The sequence below is a fragment of the Ruegeria sp. N10 genome (assembly GCF_056531545.1).
This window is the reverse complement of sequence record NZ_JBQFLY010000005.1, coordinates 226610-240032: the sequence shown is the minus strand read 5'-3', so window position 1 is coordinate 240032 and position 13423 is coordinate 226610. Positions and strand designations below refer to the sequence as shown.

General features: G+C 57.4%; 14 protein-coding genes. 11 read left to right on the top strand and 3 right to left on the bottom strand.

All coding sequences use genetic code 11. From position 1 onward, the window contains the following. Positions 1-75: 75 nt before the first annotated feature. From nadA to ACR0JI_RS09850, 9 genes are all read left to right on the top strand, one after another. Complete coding sequence (nadA, locus tag ACR0JI_RS09890; RefSeq protein WP_480478191.1) at positions 76-1125, top strand: quinolinate synthase NadA; 1050 nt, start codon at positions 76-78, stop codon at positions 1123-1125. 6 nt (positions 1126-1131) lie between these two features. Continuing rightward, positions 1132-2700 (top strand): L-aspartate oxidase, encoded by a 1569-nt coding sequence (locus ACR0JI_RS09885; protein ID WP_480477053.1) that lies wholly within the window; start codon positions 1132-1134, stop codon positions 2698-2700. Continuing rightward, positions 2697-3545, top strand: coding sequence for a carboxylating nicotinate-nucleotide diphosphorylase (nadC, locus tag ACR0JI_RS09880; RefSeq protein WP_480477055.1), 849 nt, complete (start codon positions 2697-2699; stop codon positions 3543-3545). Before ACR0JI_RS09885 ends, nadC begins: the two co-directional genes overlap by 4 nt. Positions 3546-3659: 114 nt before the next feature. Beyond that, entirely contained in the window at positions 3660-4640 is a 981-nt protein-coding gene (gene bioB, locus ACR0JI_RS09875) for a biotin synthase BioB (protein WP_480477057.1), read from the top strand. Next, positions 4637-5770: an 8-amino-7-oxononanoate synthase gene (locus ACR0JI_RS09870; RefSeq protein ID WP_480477059.1), complete on the top strand. Its 1134-nt coding sequence runs from the start codon at positions 4637-4639 to the stop codon at positions 5768-5770. The genes bioB and ACR0JI_RS09870 overlap by 4 nt, the downstream gene beginning before the upstream one ends. Further along, entirely contained in the window at positions 5767-6387 is a 621-nt protein-coding gene (gene bioD / locus ACR0JI_RS09865) for a dethiobiotin synthase (protein ID WP_480477061.1), read from the top strand. Before ACR0JI_RS09870 ends, bioD begins: the two co-directional genes overlap by 4 nt. Then, positions 6384-7670: an adenosylmethionine--8-amino-7-oxononanoate transaminase gene (bioA, locus tag ACR0JI_RS09860; RefSeq protein WP_480477063.1), complete on the top strand. Its 1287-nt coding sequence runs from the start codon at positions 6384-6386 to the stop codon at positions 7668-7670. The genes bioD and bioA overlap by 4 nt, the downstream gene beginning before the upstream one ends. Then, a complete protein-coding gene (locus ACR0JI_RS09855; protein ID WP_480477065.1) occupies positions 7667-8287 on the top strand; it encodes a pimeloyl-ACP methyl esterase BioG family protein in 621 nt (206 codons plus the stop codon). Before bioA ends, ACR0JI_RS09855 begins: the two co-directional genes overlap by 4 nt. Continuing rightward, entirely contained in the window at positions 8284-9039 is a 756-nt protein-coding gene (locus ACR0JI_RS09850; RefSeq protein WP_480494233.1) for a methyltransferase domain-containing protein, read from the top strand. The genes ACR0JI_RS09855 and ACR0JI_RS09850 overlap by 4 nt, the downstream gene beginning before the upstream one ends. A 123-nt stretch (positions 9040-9162) precedes the next feature. Here ACR0JI_RS09850 and ACR0JI_RS09845 read toward each other — a convergent pair whose 3' ends face one another. The 3 genes from ACR0JI_RS09845 to ACR0JI_RS09835 are packed head-to-tail and all read right to left on the bottom strand — an operon-like array spanning position 9163 to position 11398. Further along, positions 9163-10089, bottom strand: coding sequence for a carbohydrate kinase family protein (locus ACR0JI_RS09845; RefSeq protein ID WP_480494231.1), 927 nt, complete (start codon positions 10087-10089; stop codon positions 9163-9165). 39 nt (positions 10090-10128) lie between these two features. Further along, on the bottom strand, positions 10129-11226 hold the full coding sequence (locus ACR0JI_RS09840) for a glucokinase (protein WP_480494229.1): 1098 nt from the start codon (positions 11224-11226) through the stop codon (positions 10129-10131). Continuing rightward, positions 11210-11398, bottom strand: coding sequence for a hypothetical protein (locus ACR0JI_RS09835; RefSeq protein WP_480494262.1), 189 nt, complete (start codon positions 11396-11398; stop codon positions 11210-11212). Before ACR0JI_RS09835 ends, ACR0JI_RS09840 begins: the two co-directional genes overlap by 17 nt. Before the next feature lie 219 nt (positions 11399-11617). On the opposite strand from ACR0JI_RS09835, the gene ACR0JI_RS09830 reads away from it, so the two are divergent. Together ACR0JI_RS09830 and ACR0JI_RS09825 are read left to right on the top strand one after the other, a co-directional pair. Continuing rightward, positions 11618-12367, top strand: a complete 750-nt coding sequence (locus ACR0JI_RS09830) for a sugar phosphate isomerase/epimerase family protein (RefSeq protein ID WP_480483649.1) — start codon at positions 11618-11620, stop codon at positions 12365-12367. Further along, on the top strand, positions 12367-13413 hold the full coding sequence (locus tag ACR0JI_RS09825; protein WP_480494227.1) for a LacI family transcriptional regulator: 1047 nt from the start codon (positions 12367-12369) through the stop codon (positions 13411-13413). The genes ACR0JI_RS09830 and ACR0JI_RS09825 overlap by 1 nt, the downstream gene beginning before the upstream one ends. The last annotated feature ends 10 nt before the right edge of the window (positions 13414-13423 follow it).

The following is a 13423-nucleotide window of genomic DNA, read 5'->3' as shown; positions in this document are numbered from 1 at the left end:
GGTACTGTTTCGGCTAGGGCTAAGCCGTTCAGCAGCCCCGAGGGGTTGAAGGCAACTGACAAAGGTGGCTACCCGTTGCTCGATATTGCACATGTCCGCTCGGTGATTTCGGACGTTTATGACCTTGCCCCATCGGCCTCTCTGGCCAATGAGATGAAAGACACGTTTGCCCGCATGGATCGCGTGGTCAGCCCACCAGATTGGGCGATCTACGCGCCTTACGTGCGGGCCATCAATACGCTCAAGAAAGAACGTAACGCCGTGATCCTTGGGCACAATTACATGACGCCCGAGATTTTTCACGGTGTGTCCGATTTCGTTGGGGACAGTTTGCAGCTTGCGATCAAGGCCAGTGAGGTCGAAGAAGATGTGATCGTTCAGGCCGGTGTTCATTTCATGGCCGAGACATCAAAGATCCTCAGCCCTCAGAAGACTGTTCTGATGCCCGACATGGATGCCGGTTGTTCGTTGGCAGAATCGATCACCGCTGAGGGAATCGATGAAATGCGCGCCAAGTACCCCGGCGCGCCGGTTGTGTCCTATGTAAACACCACTGCTGAGGTCAAAGCAGCTTCGGATATCTGCTGCACCTCTTCGAACGCGCTTCAGATCGTGAACGCCATGGAAAGTGATACGGTCATCATGACACCGGATCAGTATCTGGCGCAAAATGTTGCCAATCAAAGCCACAAGAACGTGGTGTATTGGCCTGGCTCTTGCATCGTGCACGAACAATACACGGCACAGGACCTGCGCGACTTCCGCGAATGGAACCCGGGAACACGGCTGATTGCGCATCCTGAATGCCCGCCGGATGTGGTGGCCGAGGCAGACTATTCCGGTTCGACCAGCGGCATCATCAAATACGTGCATGATGAAAAGCCGAAAAAGGCGATGCTGATCACCGAGTGTTCGATGGCATCCAACATTGCCGATGAATTGCCCGAGGTCGAATTTGTCGGGCCATGCAACATGTGCCCGTATATGAAGAAGATCACGCTTGAAAAGATCCTCTACGCCCTGCACACGATGGAAGGGCAGGTCGAGGTCGCCGAAGATGTGGCTGAAAAGGCGCGCAAATCCGTTCAGGCGATGATCGATCTGTCCCGCAAGCTTGGCATTTGATCTGAAATGACCAAAGTCACCACGGATCGCGTCATTATTGTGGGGGCTGGCATCGGTGCGCTTTATGCAGCACTGAAGCTCGCGCCGCGACCAGTGGTTGTAATCTCACCCGATGTTTTGGGTGAAGGTGCAAGTTCCTCATGGGCGCAAGGCGGTGTGGCCGCAGCAATGGATTTGTCGGACAGCCCGGAAAGCCACAGCCTGGACACCGTAATGGCTGGCGCTGGCATAGTCGTTCCGGCTGTTGCCGATCTGGTCACGCGCGAGGCGCGTCAATATATCCTCGACCTGACGACATTGGGCACGCCATTCGATCGCACCAAGGATGGCAGTTATGTGTTGTCACGCGAAGCGGCGCATAGCTTCGCGCGTGTCGTACGGGTGAAAGGGGATCAGGCAGGTAGTGAAATCATGGCTGCCCTGATCGAACGGGTGCATGAAACGCCCTCGGTTCAGGTGTTGGAAGGTGTCCTTGCCACGGCGCTGGACGTATCCAACGGTCGGGTGACTGGTGTCACAGTTCAGGACGCATCAGAAACGGGGTCCGAGCCCGTTACGCTCAGCGGGCCTGCTGTGTTGCTTGCCGGGGGTGGCTCTGGCGGGTTGTATGCCTTGACGACCAACCCGGCGCGCATTCGCGGGCAGGTCATCGGGATGGCCGCGCGTGCTGGTGCACTTATTGCTGACGCCGAATTCGTTCAGTTTCATCCGACGGCAATGGATGTTGGCGAAGATCCGGCACCGCTGGCAACCGAAGCATTGCGCGGCGAAGGGGCGACCCTGATCAACAATAAGGGTGAGCGGTTCATGTTATCCGTTCATCCGGACGCAGAACTCGCCCCGCGAGACGTCGTCGCACGTGCAATTTTTGCCGAAGCGCAGGCAGGTAACCGACCCAAGCTGGACACCCGCACCGCATTGGGCTCGAAGATAACGGACCTGTTCCCGGCAGTTGCTGAATACTGCACGCGCAATGGCGTCGACCCGGTCAACGAACCGATTCCGGTCGCACCGGCAGCGCATTATCACATGGGCGGTATTGCCACCGACACTGACGGTCGCGCGACACTTGACGGGCTTTGGGTCTGCGGCGAGGCATCTTCGACAGGCCTTCACGGTGCCAACCGGTTGGCCTCGAACGGGTTGCTTGAGGCGCTTGTCTTTGCACGCATCTGCGCCGAAAGTATCGGGGCATCCGTTCCGGTGGTGTCAAATGCCGACCCCGTTGCATTGCAGTTTGTTCAGGTAATGTCCCCGGACACAACAAAATCTATCCAGGAGTTGCGCGAAACCATGACGCGCGACGTGGGCGTTGTCCGGGACCGGGCGGGCCTAATCCGTGCTCTGCAAACTATAGCGCAGTTGGAGGCGCAGCACGATGCCTGCCCGTCATTTCGCAACATGTGTGCAACCGCGACCTTGATCGCTGCCGCAGCCTTGCAGCGCGAAGAAAGCCGCGGTGCGCACAAGCGATCCGACTTTCCAAAAGCCAATGATGGGCCCGGAGAGCGGTCCCGGATGTATTTGTCCGAAGCAATGAGCATTCGGGCCAAAGCCTGCGAGGAACTGTCATGACATATGCAATCCTGCCGGATCTGATTCTGGAACCCGTGGTCCGCGCTGCGCTGATGGAGGATCTGGGAAGCTACGGTGATGTGACAACCCGTGCCGTTATCCCACAGGAAACAACCTATACAGCCAGACTGAACGCGCGCGAAAACGCTGTCGTGTCGGGGATGCAAGTTGCTGCAATCGCGTTCCGGCTTGTGGATCCGTCGCTTGAGGTTGACATGCGGATCAAGGATGGTTCGCGTTGCGCACGCGGTGATACGCTGATGACCATCAAGGGCTCTGCCGCATCGATCCTGTCCGGCGAACGTGTCGCTCTGAACTTTGCCGGTCGCCTGACGGGTATTGCCACAATGACAGCCGCATTTGTGGAGCAGACCAACGGCACAACAGCCCGTATGACCTGTACACGCAAGACAACGCCAGGTCTGCGCATCGTGGAAAAACAGGCCGTGCTGCACGGTGGCGGTTTCAACCACCGCTATTCCTTGTCAGATGCGATCCTGATCAAGGACAATCACATTGCTGCGGCAGGCGGCATCCGTAAGGTTCTTGAAGCCGCTAAGGCAAAGGCCAGTCACATGATGGCGGTCGAGATTGAGGTTGATCGACTGGACCAGCTTGCCGAAGTGCTGGACGTTGGCGGGGCTTCGGTTGTTTTACTGGACAACATGGACAATGACATGCTGCGCGAAGCGGTTGCCATGGTGGGCGGGCGGTTGAAGACTGAAGCCAGCGGCAACGTGACCTTGGAACGGGTCGCATCGATCGCGGCGACAGGGGTTGATTACATCTCGTCCGGTGCCTTGACGCATTCTGCCCGCACCGTCGATCTGGGGCTCGATTTCTGAAGGCGCGGCATTTCCGCTTGATTTAAGATCGTTTGCGCCAACACAGTTGCGTATTCAAGTTTTATCGATAATAAATCCACAGCAACGCAAGCTGCAGAGAGTTTTATAGATAAAATGATCATCCCACACTCCGGCTGGACCCGTAAAACTGCGCAAGCTATTCACGATCTTCCGCTGATGGATCTTTTGTTTCGTGCGCAGACCGTGCATCGCGAAAACTTTGATCCGAACCAGATCCAGACCTCGAAGCTATTGTCGATCAAGACTGGTGGCTGCGCCGAGGATTGCGCCTATTGCTCGCAATCAGCCCGCAATGGATCAACCTTGCCCGCATCGAAGCTGATCGAGGTTCAGAGCGTTCTGACCGAGGCCAAGAAAGCCCGCGATGGTGGCGCGACCCGGTTCTGCATGGGGGCGGCGTGGCGCGAGCCAAAGGCGCGTGACATGGATGCGCTGGTCGCGATGGTCGAGGGCGTCAAGGAACTGGGCATGGAAACCTGCATGACGCTGGGTATGCTCGACGACACCCAGGTGGTTCAGCTGCGCGACGCCGGTTTGGACTATTACAATCACAACATTGACACCTCGGAACGCTATTACTCCGAAGTCATCACCACCCGTACTTTTGCGGATCGGATTGACACGATGAACCGGGTACAGGAAGCCGGGATCAAGGTTTGCTCGGGTGGCATTCTGGGGATGGGTGAACATACTGGCGACCGTATCGACATGTTGCTGACATTGGCCAACATGACGCCTCCACCTGACTCGGTGCCGATCAATATGTTGATGCCGCAGGCTGATACCCCGCTTGCCGACGCCGAGCCGATTGACCCGATCGACTTTGTGCGGATCATTGCAACGGCCCGCATTCTGATGCCCAAGTCCTATGTGCGGCTTTCTGCCGGGCGCAGCGACATGAGTGACGAGATGCAGGCGATGTGCTTTTTCGCCGGTGCCAACTCGATCTTTGTTGGCGAAACGCTTTTGACAGCAGAAAACCCCGAAGAAGACACCGACGCGGTCCTGTTTGCGAAACTTGGTCTTCAGGCCGAAAAAGCCGAAACGCGAAACTGCACGGAAGCTGCCGAATGAAAGCAGTCAACCGACTGGAATCGATGCTTGATGCGCTTCAAGCCCGGCACCGCCGCCGGGCCTTGATCTCGACGCAAGGGCTGGATTTCGCGTCGAATGACTATCTGGGTCTTGCTGGATCTCAAGTGTTACAGCGCGCGGCGCATGACGCGCTGTCGCGGGGTGTGCCTGTAGGTTCGGGAGGTTCGCGTCTGTTGCGGGGCAACCACCCTGAACATGAAGCGCTGGAGCGGGAAGCGGCCGCATTCTTTGGAGCTGAGGCCGCGCTGTTCATGGGAGGCGGGTTCCAGGCCAATCAGGCGATCTTCTCCACGTTGCCAGCGGCTGAGGACTTGGTCCTTTATGACGCGCTGGTTCACGCGAGCGCCCATGAAGGTATGCGGGCCAGCCGTGCAGACCTGCGTACCTTCCGCCACAATGACGTTGCGGATGCACTCAACGTATTGCGCGACTGGCAATCTACAGGCGGTTCGGGTCAGGTCTGGATTGCCGTCGAAAGCGTGTATTCCATGGAAGGTGATCTGGCGCCGCTGGAAGACCTGTCCGTACTTGCGCGCGAAGCTGATGCGGTTTTGGTTGTTGATGAGGCCCACGCAACCGGCGTTTTCGGAGAGCGAGGCAGGGGTCTTGCGCATGACCTGAACGCTGATCTGCTGACATTGCATACCTGCGGTAAAGGGCTTGGTGTTTCAGGCGGGCTGATCTGCGGTCCGCGCGTGATGATTGATACCCTGATCAACCGGGCTCGTCCCTTCATCTTTGCGACCGCTCCGTCGCCTTTGAACGCTTCTCTGGTTCGTGCTGCGCTACGGGAACTGGCCGAGGATGTCAGCCTGATTGAAGGCGCGCATGAACGTATGCGCCATGCCCATGACGCCGCACGGCAACTGGGGTTGCCCGCAGCCGCGTTGAACAGCCAGATCATCCCGGTTGTACTGGGAGATGACGAGCGCACAATGGCGATGGCGGCCACTTTGCAGCAGCAGGGTTTTGACGTTCGGGGTATCCGCCCGCCTACTGTCCCAAAAGGCACATCCCGGTTGCGCGTCTCGATTACCGGAAATGTCACCCTTCAGGATATCTCGGCCCTGTTTTCAACCATCACAATCTGTCAGTCGGAGGCCGCATGAGCGCGCTGATCGTTACCGGAACCGACACAGGTGTTGGAAAAACCGTGTTTTCGGCTGGTCTGGCGGCAGCTTTGCAGGCCCAGTACTGGAAACCTGTTCAGTCTGGTCTTGAGGATGCAACAGACACTGAAACCGTGAGCGCGCTGAGTGGTGCCGAAGTCCTGCCCGAAGCGTACCGGCTGAACATGCCCGCTTCACCGCATCTGTCTGCCGAAGACATGGGCGTTGAGATTGACCTCTCGCGTCTTGAAATTCCGAAAGTGGACGGGCCTCTTGTTGTCGAAGGCGCAGGGGGCCTTATGGTGCCGCTGAACCGCCAGTCGTTCTTTCTGGACCTGATTGCCGGATGGCAGGCTCCGGTTGTTCTTGTTGCGCGCACCGCCTTGGGAACGATCAACCACACCACATTGTCTCTGATGGCGCTTCGGGCTGTTGGCTGCGAGGTAGTCGGCGTCGCATTCGTGGGTGACCCCGTGCCGGACGTAGAGCAAACCATCGTCGAGATGTGTAAAGTGCATCATCTGGGACGCCTGCCATATCTGAGCGACCTGACACCGCAGAGCCTGAACAGCGCATTTTCGGCAATCGATGTGGCGACCATTCGGAGGTTCCTGTGACCCCGTTGGAATTTGATGCGCGCCATCTGTGGCACCCTTATACACATGTGCTTGAACCCGGCCCGATGCACCTGATTACCGGGGCAGAAGGTGTCTGGCTGACGCGTGCTGATGGCGTCAGAATGATCGACGCAATGTCGTCCTGGTGGTGTACGGTGCATGGGCACAGGCACCCGGCCATCATCGATGCGATGCAAAAGCAGCTGAATACACTGCCGCATGTGATGTTTGGCGGTCTGACCCACGAACCCGCCGTGGAACTTGGCCGCAGGTTGGTCGACCTTCTGCCAGATGGCCTGGATCGCATTTTCTACAGCGACAGCGGCTCGGTCGCGATCGAAGTCGCGTTGAAGATGGCAGTCCAGTACCAGATTGCCAAAGACCGGGGCGAACGGTCTGAATTTGCCACGATCCGGGGTGGCTATCATGGCGACACATGGAAGGCGATGAGCGTTTGTGATCCCGTCAACGGGATGCATGGCCTATTTCGCGGTGCGTTGTCGATCCAGCACTTTCTGCCACGCCCTCACATTCAATTTGGCGATGTGTGGCTCGACGATCCTTCCAAGAACGGGTTGGAGGCGCTGGAGGCGCTGCTGAACGACAAAGGCAACAGGATCGCCGCACTGATCCTTGAACCGGTGGTGCAGGGCGCAGGTGGGATGTATTTCTATCACCCCGCCTGGTTACGTGGGGCGCGTGGCTTGTGTGATGCGCATGACGTTTTGCTGATCTTCGATGAGATCGCGACCGGATTCGGACGCAGTGGCGAGATGTTTGCAATGGATCACTCCGGGGTGGTTCCGGATATCCTGTGTCTTGGCAAGGCGCTGACCGGTGGGCATATCACCTTGGCCGCCACTATCGCGACTGAGGCCGTCGCTCGCGGGATCGGTGAAAGTGAGGCCGGAGTTTTGATGCACGGTCCCACCTACATGGCCAACCCTCTGGCTTGTTCGGCAGGGGTGGCGAGCCTCGACCAGTTGCAACAGCGAAACTGGAAGCAGGAAGTTGCATCAATCTCGCAGCAGATGAAGGCCGAACTCGCGCCCGCACGCAATTTGCCCGGTGTTACAGATGTGCGCGTGCTCGGCGCAATTGGCGTCATCGAGATGGATGAGCGGGTCGACCCCTCCATCGCACATGGGTTGGCTACGGAAACCGGTGTGTGGTTGCGCCCGTTTGCTCGCAATATTTATTGCATGCCTCCCTATGTTATTTCACCTGACGAACTGAGCAGGGTAACGTCCGCGATGCTTGCTCTGGCTGGGGGGCAGAAATGAAAAGCCGTTGGCTGGCGCAATCAGATGACAGTACTCTGACCCTTGTGTTTGGTGGATGGGCACTGGGCGATGCTCCGTTCCGGGGTCTTACGGGGGGCGGAAATACTCTGTTGGTGGAAGGCTACATCAGTCTCGATGATCCCCTGCCTGATCTCGCCCGTTTCGATCACATTGATATGCTGGCCTTTTCCTTCGGTGTCTCGTCGGCTGCGCATTGGCTGGCGTGCTCGGGCTTTCGTCCCGACCGATTGATCGCCATCAGCGGCACTTTGCACCCTGCGTGCCCGGAACGTGGTATTGCGCCCGACATGATCAAGGCAACAGCGGCTCAGCTTTCCGAGCGCAGCTTCGCCAAGTTCTGCCGCCGTGCAGGTTTGCCAAGTGAGCCCCCGGAACTGGACATCGCAGCGGCGCAACAGGAGCTTTTTGCCGTGATCCAACGCGGGCCTGCCCCTGATCCGGGTTTTGACAGGGTGTGGATACCCACAAACGACCGGATCATTCCGACATTGGCGCAAGAAGCCGCATGGGCCTCAACCTCGGCCCGCGTCGAGCGTGTGGCGGCGCCGCACGTACCATTCCTACCGGGGCAAAGTTGGGCGAGTTGGGTATCATGACAGCGCAACTGGCAGACAGGGTGCAGCGGAGCTTTAGCAGAAGCTTTCAAACCTACCACGACACAGCAAGTCAACAAGCCTGGGTCGCAGGCAAGCTGGTGTCTGAACTGCGTCGTGCCGGAGCTCCGGACCGCTTTGAAACTGTCTTCGAGCTGGGATGTGGCACAGGGCATCTGACCCGTCTGATGCGACAAAGCTTTCACCTGCCAAACTTCATATTGAACGACATCGCACCACAGGCTCAGGCAACAGCGGATGCGGAAAAGGCCACGTTCATTGCCGGTGATGCGCGTGAAGTTCACTGGCCCTCCCGGGTTGATCTGATCGCCTCGGCTTCGATGATCCAATGGATGGAAAGCCCGTTGCAATTGCTTCACAGAGCGATGGACGCGCTAGAGCCCGGCGGGTGGTTAGCGGTTTCGGGTTTTGGCCCCCAGCAATATCGAGAGCTTAGCGCGATCGGATCAACAGCGCGTGCACCGGGTCTTACTACTCCGGCTGCTCTTGCCGCTGCTGTCGACGGCCCAATGCAGGTATTGGCCGTTGGTGAAAGCCTGAGGCGAACCTACTTCGATACGCCCCGCGAGGTTCTTAGGTATTTGCGAAGAACAGGTGTAAACGGCAGGGCGCAAGGAACATGGACCAAGTCCACGCTGGCTCGGTTCGAAAACGTATACGCTAAGGAGTTCGGCACGGATCGCGGGGTCTCGTTGACATATCATCCCGTGTGGATCATTGCCCGGAAGCGATAGATACTTTTCTGCCGTGGCCTAACGTAGTTTATGAGACTGCCAGGCGGTCGCAAACTCCGCAGCCACGGCCCTCGGACTTGATGCGATTGTCACCAGTTCGTTTTTTCGGGTTTTTGCCGACAATCAAATCTCATGTGCCCAGGGCGGTTCTGCCCCGGCGCGTGATACTGTTACTGCGGCAACAGTTGCGCCCAACGTCATGGCCGCCCGCAAGCTTTCGGAGGTCAGATTGCGCAGCCCCTGCTTTGTCAAATTCCCTGCGCGGCTGAGTTCGGTCAAAACCCCAGCATTAAACGTGTCGCCCGCGCCGATTGTGTCGACAACCTGAACAGGTTTCACCGGAACCGAAACCTTGGAACCATCGGCCAGGTACCCATTCGCTCCGTCGCCACCCCTGGTCACGATGAGGGCTGACGGACCGGTTTGCAACAAAAGAGACGCTTTGGCACCCTCGGGTTCGGCTCCCGGGATGATCCAGTCAAGATCCTCGTCTGAAACCTTCACAATATCGGACTGTGCGATCATGCGGTTCAGGCGGGTCCGATACCGGGTCTGGTCCTTGATGAATCCCGGTCGGATATTCGGGTCCAACATCACTGCGCGATCCGTTCCGTGGCGATTCAGAAGTGAGGCATAGGCATCCGCGCAGGGTTCACATGCCAGGCTGATACCCCCAAGATACAGGGCGGACACGGCTGTTAGCTGGTCCGGCATGTCCTCGGGTTGCAGCATTCGTCCGGCGGTGTTTTCATCGACAAAGCTGTAAGTGGCGTGACCGTCTTTTAGCTGTACGAAGGCAAGGGTCGTGGGGCGGTCAGAGACAATCACATGTGACGTGTCAACATGGCTTGAATTCAGCGCCTTTGTAATTTGTTGGCCAAACATGTCAGACGACACGCCGGTCAGCATTCCGACGGAAACACCCAGACGACCGACTGCGACCGCCGTGTTCAATATCGCCCCACCTGTGTGCGGTACAAATCCTTGTTCGCCCGACACTGTCGGCTCGGAAATCATGTCGATCAGGGCTTCACCACAGCACAGGATCATTTCGTAGTCCTTTTCAGAGTATTTTGTCAGGGAGACTTGTTATCGCATCAAAGCGTTCTTGCAGAAATTGTTCGCCCCGATGATGCCGAACTCTGCTTGCTCGGAGACATACAGGTTCAACGAGCGGCGCAGCTCGCTGAAACGGCCACCGCCGTTGAACGCTTCCCGGAACTCTTCGCCGAATAACCAGCGATTCTTTTCCGCGACGCCGCCAACAAGAAACACTCCGCCCGAAGGCATCAGTGTGACAGCCATGTCGCCCATCAAAGCCCCCAGATGGGTGTTGAAAATCCGAGCGGCTTGTACCGCGATGGGGTCAGAACGGTCGCGGGCATCGAGTAGAATGTCTTTCGCCGAGCGCGTTGGTGTCTGTATATGGCCTGCCGCCAGCCCGATCGCCTGATATAGGATAGGCAAGCCCGTACCGCTCAGGAACATCTCAGCTTCCAGTGCGAGGCTGTCACCAAAAAAACACTCAGGCGCAATGCTGCGGGCTGCTTCAAAGATGTCAACTTCGTCGCGGTGACGCGGATACAGACCCACATGACCACCTTCACCGGAGACTGTGTGATAGTGGCCCTCGGAAAACAGCAACGCTCCCACGCCAAGCCCGGTGCCAGGACCCACCACCAATCGCGTGCCTGCGGGCGGTGTCGCGTGACCTTGCAAGACGGCAACATCTTTCTGGGTTACTTCTGCCACCGACCACGCGGCAGCGGTGAAATCATTGATTACAAACGTATGGCTGGCACCGGTGGCTTTTGCCAATTCGGCCTCGGACAGGTCCAGATTGGCATTTGTCAGCCGAATCGTGCCGTTCCGGACAGGGCCTGCGCCCGCCGCCACGACCGCCTGTGGATTTGTTCCGATTTCATCCCGAAGCGCGTGAAACGCTTCCAGCAGATCTTCCAGTGTCCCCGTTGGGCGCTTGCGCAGGTCTGTCAGCTCTCCGTTCGTAACCACGCCCAGCCGCGTGTTGGTGCCCCCTATGTCAGCTACCAGATTCCAATGCTCATGCACCGCACCGAATGGTTGCGCTAACGGCTGAGAGACGTTCTGACCCCCGGAATGGGCAGACTTTAGCGCCATGAAAGACGCTTTGGGTGTTCTCTCAAGCGTTTCAAAATTCACGTCCACCAGTCCAAACCTTTTTCCACATTCGAAGGCCCATTCGCATTTGTCGCAGTAGTGACCAAACAAAACAGCCCTTTACCAGAACATCTTGTGCCAAAACGTCCCTTACGGCAGCCAGGTGTCGGTCGAGACAATCCATGCGATTATCATTCTGAAGACCCCCTGCGCGTGCCATACCGTTTTTGGTGATACAGATTGGTGGCTCGCTCGTATAGCCCTTCATTGTTCGGATCAGAAATCGGTTGCGGGAAATGGCTCGATTTCCCACCCCATCTGGGTTTTAGGCTAAGGCTCGAAGCCTTATTTAAGGCTGGCGTACAGATCGCATCAATACGGCGCTTGACAAGGATGCAGCTCGTAATTCACCATATTTGAAACGTTTCAAAGGTGAGGGATGCGAGTTTCTGCCCAACTCTACACAGTGCGGCAATGCGGTGATCTTGCAGATCAGCTGCAATTGGTTGCGGCCTGCGGTTTTTCAGATGTCGAAACCACTGGCTTGCACGGCCTGACCCCAGCTCAGATGGCGGGCACTATTTACGGGTCAGGCCTTAATGTTCGGTCCGCACATTTTGATTGGGAAGAGTTCGAAGGGCGATTTTCGGATATCGTCGAAGTATTAAACCTAATGGAATGCCGGGTGGCTGTCATGCCTTGGCTGGCGCCCCAGGTGCGGCCCGACACTGCCGAGGGATGGAGGGCGGTGTCGGGCCAGTTGTCCAAATGGGCAAATCAGCTGACAGATCATGATATCAGCCTGGCGTATCACAATCATGATTTTGATCTTATCGGTGAGGCTGGTGACACACCTCTTGACCTGATCCTTGCCGGCGGAGATGTCTTTTGGCAACCAGATATCGGTTGGCTGGTTGCGGCTGGTCTGGATCCGGCGGACGCGATCCGCCGCCACGCCAATCGAATCCTGTCCGTGCATGCAAAGGATATCGACCCAGCAGGCGGAACAGGTGACGCGCGCTGGCGCGATTTGGGCGAAGGCGTAGTTGACTGGAACGCAACCCTGCGTGCGCTTGCCTCGACCAACTGCACGGACCTGTTTGTCGAACATGACGAAACCGATGATCACGTGCGCACCCTGCAAACGGGTCGGTCATTTTTGACGGAACAATTGGCAGGGTTTGGGTGATGGCGCGGGCGACGATAAAATCGATTGCCAGAAGTACTGGGTATTCCGTTGGCACAGTCTCGAATGCTTTGCGGGATTCCGTATCGGTGAAACGGGAAACCCGGGAAGAGATTCAGAAAGTTGCGTCGGATCTGGGATACCGGGTGAATCTGGATGGCCTGAAGCTGCGCACCAATAAATCCTATAGAATCGGGGTCATGGTCAGTGTTTCGAACGATGCTGCGGAAGAGTGGGAAGGTGTAGAGTTTACGCGTATTCTGGCCGGAATATCCAATGCGCTGATAGGAACGCGCTATCAGTTGAGCGTATTCAGCACATGTGATGGCGAGGCTGCGGTGCAGACGTTGAAGTCCATCGTGCAGGAAGGGCAGGCTGATGGCGTGATCTTTTCCGGCACGCGTGTTCATGATGAACGCGTCGCGTATCTGCAGGGGCAGGGCTTTCCTTTTGTCACATACGGCATGAGCGACAGCCCCCAACCGCATCCTTATGTGGATCTCGACAGTCAGGCAGCGGCTTATGATGCCACCGCCAGGCTGCTTGGGCTGGGGCATCGCCGCATCGCTTTGATAAACCCGCCGGATGACCTGATCTATGCGCAGCAACGCCGCAGGGGTTATGCTGATGCGCTGTCAGAATGCGGTGTGGAGTTCGACCCGACACTGGTTCCCACCGGCCCGACCACCGCGGAATCCGGTCAGCAGAAATTTGCTACGCTTATGGAGTTGCCGAAACCGCCGAGCGCCATCATCTGCGCTAATGAGGCCATAACCCTTGGGGCGCTGTCAGCTGCCGATAAAGCCGGAGTGCAGGTTGGAAGGGACGTTGTGGTCATCTCGAACGACGACTTGAAGCTCAGCCAGTATTTTGTACCGCCACCCAGCACTTATTACTTGCCGATTGCTGAAACAAGCCGTCTGCTGGGTGAGTTCATGTTGAAAGCTTTGGACGGGGTCGATCCGTCCGAGATTCAGAAAAAGATCAGGGCCTCATTGATCGAGCGGCAACCTGACACCCCGGCGCCCGATGCGGCGCAAACCACCTGATCCAACAAAG

Excerpts from the sequence above, each read along its gene's own strand:
- ACR0JI_RS09885 (WP_480477053.1), top strand. The coding sequence starts at position 1,132 with ATGACCAAAGTCACCACGGATCGCGTCATTATTGTGGGGGCTGGCATC.
- nadC (WP_480477055.1), top strand. The coding sequence starts at position 2,697 with ATGACATATGCAATCCTGCCGGATCTGATTCTGGAACCCGTGGTCCGC.
- bioB (WP_480477057.1), top strand. The coding sequence starts at position 3,660 with ATGATCATCCCACACTCCGGCTGGACCCGTAAAACTGCGCAAGCTATT.
- ACR0JI_RS09870 (WP_480477059.1), top strand. The coding sequence starts at position 4,637 with ATGAAAGCAGTCAACCGACTGGAATCGATGCTTGATGCGCTTCAAGCC.
- bioD (WP_480477061.1), top strand. The coding sequence starts at position 5,767 with ATGAGCGCGCTGATCGTTACCGGAACCGACACAGGTGTTGGAAAAACC.
- ACR0JI_RS09855 (WP_480477065.1), top strand. The coding sequence starts at position 7,667 with ATGAAAAGCCGTTGGCTGGCGCAATCAGATGACAGTACTCTGACCCTT.
- ACR0JI_RS09850 (WP_480494233.1), top strand. The coding sequence starts at position 8,284 with ATGACAGCGCAACTGGCAGACAGGGTGCAGCGGAGCTTTAGCAGAAGC.
- ACR0JI_RS09845 (WP_480494231.1), bottom strand. The coding sequence starts at position 10,089 with ATGATCCTGTGCTGTGGTGAAGCCCTGATCGACATGATTTCCGAGCCG.
- ACR0JI_RS09835 (WP_480494262.1), bottom strand. The coding sequence starts at position 11,398 with ATGGCACGCGCAGGGGGTCTTCAGAATGATAATCGCATGGATTGTCTC.
- ACR0JI_RS09830 (WP_480483649.1), top strand. The coding sequence starts at position 11,618 with ATGCGAGTTTCTGCCCAACTCTACACAGTGCGGCAATGCGGTGATCTT.
- ACR0JI_RS09825 (WP_480494227.1), top strand. The coding sequence starts at position 12,367 with ATGGCGCGGGCGACGATAAAATCGATTGCCAGAAGTACTGGGTATTCC.